General features: G+C 74.3%; 7 protein-coding genes. 2 read left to right on the top strand and 5 right to left on the bottom strand.

Features of this window, described 5'->3' with window-relative positions:
- Positions 1-677, top strand: a 677-nt coding sequence (locus G9H71_RS21145) for an ABC transporter permease (RefSeq protein ID WP_166284752.1), incomplete at its 5' end; no start/stop codon positions are given.
- A gap of 7 nt (positions 678-684) precedes the next feature.
- On the opposite strand, the gene G9H71_RS21150 is transcribed toward G9H71_RS21145, so the two are convergent.
- The 4 genes from G9H71_RS21150 to G9H71_RS21165 all read right to left on the bottom strand — a co-directional run bounded on the left by G9H71_RS21150 (position 685) and on the right by G9H71_RS21165 (position 3,419).
- Positions 685-1,482, bottom strand: a complete 798-nt coding sequence (locus G9H71_RS21150; protein WP_166284753.1) for an esterase/lipase family protein — start codon at positions 1,480-1,482, stop codon at positions 685-687.
- Between the two features lie 28 nt (positions 1,483-1,510).
- Complete coding sequence (locus tag G9H71_RS21155; protein ID WP_166284754.1) at positions 1,511-2,173, bottom strand: hypothetical protein; 663 nt, start codon at positions 2,171-2,173, stop codon at positions 1,511-1,513.
- Between the two features lie 176 nt (positions 2,174-2,349).
- On the bottom strand, positions 2,350-2,916 hold the full coding sequence (locus G9H71_RS21160) for a DNA-3-methyladenine glycosylase I (protein WP_166284755.1): 567 nt from the start codon (positions 2,914-2,916) through the stop codon (positions 2,350-2,352).
- The gene (locus tag G9H71_RS21165) at positions 2,913-3,419 is read right to left on the bottom strand and encodes a winged helix-turn-helix transcriptional regulator (RefSeq protein WP_331273175.1); all 507 of its coding nucleotides are present in this window, start codon (positions 3,417-3,419) and stop codon (positions 2,913-2,915) included. The genes G9H71_RS21160 and G9H71_RS21165 overlap by 4 nt, the downstream gene beginning before the upstream one ends.
- Positions 3,420-3,508: 89 nt before the next feature.
- On the opposite strand from G9H71_RS21165, the gene G9H71_RS21170 reads away from it, so the two are divergent.
- Positions 3,509-3,853, top strand: coding sequence for a nuclear transport factor 2 family protein (locus tag G9H71_RS21170; RefSeq protein WP_166284756.1), 345 nt, complete (start codon positions 3,509-3,511; stop codon positions 3,851-3,853).
- A gap of 11 nt (positions 3,854-3,864) precedes the next feature.
- Here the strand turns inward: G9H71_RS21170 and G9H71_RS21175 are convergent.
- Positions 3,865-4,504, bottom strand: a 640-nt coding sequence (locus G9H71_RS21175) for a putative protein N(5)-glutamine methyltransferase (protein ID WP_166284757.1), incomplete at its 5' end; no start/stop codon positions are given.

Genomic DNA, 4,504 nt, shown 5'->3' on the forward strand with positions numbered 1-4,504 from the left:
CCGGCCCGGCCTTCCTCTCCCAGGTCACGACCAACGGCGCGCTCTATCCCGCCGCCGCGCTCGCGATCGTGCTCCCGCTCTTCCTGCCCATCGCCGTGGCGGTCGTCGCCGGGGACGCGGTCGCGGGCGAGGCGCAGCAGGGGACCCTGCGCTACCTGCTCGTCCGGCCGGTGGGGCGCACCCGGCTGCTCGTCGCGAAGCTCGTGTCGGTCGTCGTGTACGTCCTGGTCGCCGTCGCCGCGGTGGGCGGCATCGCGTACGTCGTCGGCACCCGGCTGTTCGGCACCGCGCCGCTGCCGACGCTGTCCGGCGGGGAGCCGCTGACGCCACGCGAGGCGGCCCTCCGGATGGTGGTCGCCGCCCTCTTCGTCGCGGTGTCCATGCTCGGCGTCGCCGCGTTCGCGCTGTTCTTCTCGACCCTGACCGACTCCCCGCTCGCCGCGACGCTCGGGGCGCTGGCGGTGCTCGTGACGAGCCAGGTGCTCGACCTGCTCGAGGCCGCCGGGGCCGTGCGGCCGTACCTGCCGACGCACTACTGGCTCGCCTTCGTCGACCTCTTCCGCAACCCGGTGCTGTGGCGGGACATCGAGCGGGGCCTCGCGCTGCAGGCGGTGTACGTCGGGGTGCTGCTGCTCGCGTCCTGGGCGCACTTCCAGACCAAGGACGTCGTGAGCTGAGGGTCGCTCAGCCGCGGCCACGGGCGCGGTACGCCGCGCACCCCTCGCGCGGCGGGCCGATCGGCTCGGCCGACAGTGCGGTCAGGACGAGGCCGACGACGGCGAGGTCGCGCGGCAGCTCCCCGTGCGACACCTGGCCGGGGCAGACGTCCTGCAGCCGCACGTTGACCGCCCCGTCCAGCCGGCCCGACTCCGGCGGGGTCACGGTGGCGTCGGCCGCGGTCCACACGGCCAGCCACTGCGGCCCCTCCGGGGTCTCGTCGCCCTCGTTCAGCGTCGCGAGCAGCCGCGAGCCGGGGGCGAGCTGGCTGCAGGCGCCGCCGCAACCGCCGACCGCGGCATCGGCCTCGGCGGCGGCCGTCGTGCCATGGTGCGGCGAGCCGAGCGTGACGATGCGACGCGCCCGGTGCTCGCCGTCGTGCCCGCTCGCCCACAGACGCGCGGTGACGCCGCCGGCGCTGTAGCCGACGACGTCGACGCTGGAGGCCCCCTCCGACTCCAGCCGGCCCACCGCATCGTCCAGGGCGTCGGCCTGCTCGCGCAGGTCCCCGCGGCCGCCGTCCGGCAGGTCGAGCACGACGACCCGGCGGGCGTCGGCCCGCAGCCGGGCCGCGAGCGGCTGCAGGCCGGCGGGGGAGCCGCCGTACCCGGGCACCAGCACGACCGGCCCGGGCACCGCTTGGTCGGGTCGCGCCGGTCCCGGCCGAACGGCAGCCGCCAGCCCCGCCAGCAGCGCCACCACCACCAGGCCGGCCAGGGCGAGCACGAGCGCCCGGCGGCGCGGCGAGAGGGCGGCGAGGAGCACGAGCGAGGTTCTACCCTCGCCGGCAGCGTCAGTCGACGGCGTACGCGGCGCGGTCGACCTTGCGGTGGTAGCGCTCGCCGAGCTTTCCGCCCAGGACCGCGGCGGCCAGGGTGACCAGGAGGACGGCGACGAGGGCGATGACGCCGCCGGTGGTGGCGGTCCCCTCGTCGACCGGGATCCGAGGGAGGTTCAGCTGCGAGAGCACGTTGTACTTCGCGCCGAAGACCACCCCGGCGAGGGCCAGCAGCACGACGACAACGAGCCCGATCACCCAGACGGCGACACCCTGCCGCGCGCCGTCGAAACGCGACATACGGCCGGCGACGTAGCCACCGGCGAAGTAGGCGATCCCGAACAGCACGAGCACGGCGATGCCGCCCCCGATGCCGATCGTGCCGGCGTTGCTCGAGGCGACGTCGCCGGCCTCGTCCGCCCCTGGGAGCCCCTTGGTCAGCCCGACGGCCACGCCGGCGGCCGAGAGCAGGGCGACGAGCAGCACGGCCAGGCCGTTGGCCGAGAGCCAGCCGAAGAACGCCGGCACCCAGTTGATGCCGCCGAACCGCTCGTGCTGCACCTCCAACCGGTCGCGGGCGTGGCCCGGCAGGCCGTCGTTGACCGCGTACGAGCCACCGCGCGGCGACTCGCTGGGAATCACGCGGGGGACGTCGCTGTCGGTGCGGTGCTCTGGCATGGGACCTCCTGACGCAGGGCCGCGCACCGGGAAAGGGCGCGGCGTTCTGCTGCGGCGGGACTTCCGCAGCGCCTACGTTGTGCCTTCACCGGAAGGGGGGCGAAACCGCAACGAATTGGCGCCCGATCCATGACGCGGGACCGCGAAGAATCTGCGGAGGCCGACGCGACCCCGCCTCAGTCGCCGCGCCCCACGCCGCGGGCGTCGCAGCTCACGACGTGGTCGTCGACGACGCCGACCGCCTGCAGATAGGCGTAGACGATCGTGCTGCCGACGAAGCGGAACCCGCGCTTCTTGAGGTCCTTGCTGATGCGGTCGGACAGCTCGGTGCTGACCTGCAGCTCCTCCACCCCGCGCGGCGAGCCCACCACCGGTGTCCCGTCGACCCAGCCCCAGAGGTAGGACGCGAAGCTGCCATGTGACGCCTGCACCGCCAGAAAGGCCGCGGCATTGGTGGGCAGCGAGGACACCTTGAGCCGGTTGCGGACGATGCCCGGGTCGGCGAGGAGCGCCTGCTGCTTGGCCTCGTCGTAGTCGGCGATGCGCTCGGGATCGAAGCCGTCGAGCACGGCGCGGTAGTGCTCGCGCTTGGCGAGGATCGTCGACCACGACAGGCCCGCCTGCGCGCCCTCGAGGGTGAGCAGCTCGAAGAGGTAGCGGTCGTCGTGCGACGGGACGCCCCACTCGGTGTCGTGGTAGGACCGCATCAGGTCCGAGCTCTCGGCCCACGCGCAGCGGGTCATCGCGCGGCCTTCCGCTTTGCCGCCAGCGCGTCGTACCTCGTCCGGAACGCCTCACTCGCAGCGGGCCCGGCCGCGAAGACGTAGGCGTCAGGGTCGTCCAGCGGTTTGCCCGTCCGGCGGTCCACCACCACGGGCTCCACCTCCCGTCCGGTGCGGGCGTCGACGAGGATCATGCTCCGCTCGCGCCGAGGCAGCTGCGCGTTGCCCCACGCGGCGAGCGCGACGATCACCGGCCGGAGCGACCGACCCGTATCCGTGAGCACGTACTCGAAGCGCGGGGGGCGCTCGGAGTACTGGCGGCGCTCGAGGATCCCGTTGTCCACCAGGGTCTTCAGCCGCTTGGTCAGCATGCCCGAGGAGATGCCGAGGTTGGCCTCGAACTGGTCGAAGCGCGTGAACCCGTCGAAGCAGTCGTGCAGCAGCAGGAGGGTCCACCACTCCCCGACTGCGTCGAGAGTGCGGGAGAGCGGGCATTCACGGTCGGCCAGGCTGAGTCGCTGCACGGCCCCAGCCTACTCGGTCGCTGCTGACATAGAAGCTAGTCACTGCTAAGTTGGAAGCTACACCCGTCGAGCTGCTTCTTGGAGGACCGATGTCCGGCGCCGCGCCCGCCCGTCCCGCCACTCCCGACGCCCTGGTGCACGAGTACTTCCGGCTCGCCGTGCTCCCCGACCCCGAGCCGTGGTTCGCGTTGTTCGCGCCCGACGTGCAGGTGACGGACGACGGCCGGGAGTACGCCGGCATCGACGAGGTGCGGGCGTGGCGCTCGGAGGTGCCGAACGTGACGTACGAGGTGCTCGAGCTCGAGCCGTCCCCCTCCGTGGCGGCCGCACGAGCCCGGGTCGCGGGCGACTTCCCGGGCAGCCCGGTGGACCTGCGTTTCGACTTCGGCTTCGACCCCGCCGGCAAGATCCAGCGCCTGCGCATCGCCCCGTGACGGGTGCGCGGCTACGCGCGCCGTCCCACGACGACGGTCGAGCCCGACTCCTCGTCCTGCTCGACCCCCGCCCGCAGCCCCGTCCCGGTGAACGCCGCCGCTGCGGCGGGGGCCTGGTGGGCGGCCACCTCGACGTACGCCGCGCCGCCCGGGGCGAGCCAGGCACCGGCCCCCAGCGCGATCGCGCGCGCCACGTCCAGCCCGTCCGCGCCCCCGTCGAGCGCCCCCCGCGGCTCGTGGTCGCGCGCCTCAGGGGGCATCAGCCGGATCTCCTCGGTGGGGACGTACGGCGGCACCGCCACGATCGCGGCGAGCCGGCCGCACAGCCGCGGTGGGAGCGGGGCGAAGAGGTCGCCGACGAGGACGGTGCCGCCGACCGGCTCGAGGTTGCCCTGCGCGCAGCGGGCGGCCACCGGGTCGCTGTCCACGGCGTACACCTCGACCCCTCGACGCGCGGTGGCCAGGGCGAGCCCCAGGGCGCCCGACCCGCAGCACAGGTCGAGCACGGCCGTGCCGGGACCGAGCCGGCGCAGCGCGACGGCCACGAGGTGCTCGCTGCGCCGCCGGGGGACGAAGACGCCCGCCTCCAGCCGGACCCGCAGCCCGCAGAACTCGGCCCAGCCGAGGACCTGCTCGAGCGGCCGGCCCGCG

This window comes from Motilibacter deserti (assembly GCF_011250635.1).
Classification (GTDB): Bacteria; Actinomycetota; Actinomycetes; order Motilibacterales; family Motilibacteraceae; genus Motilibacter_A; species Motilibacter_A deserti.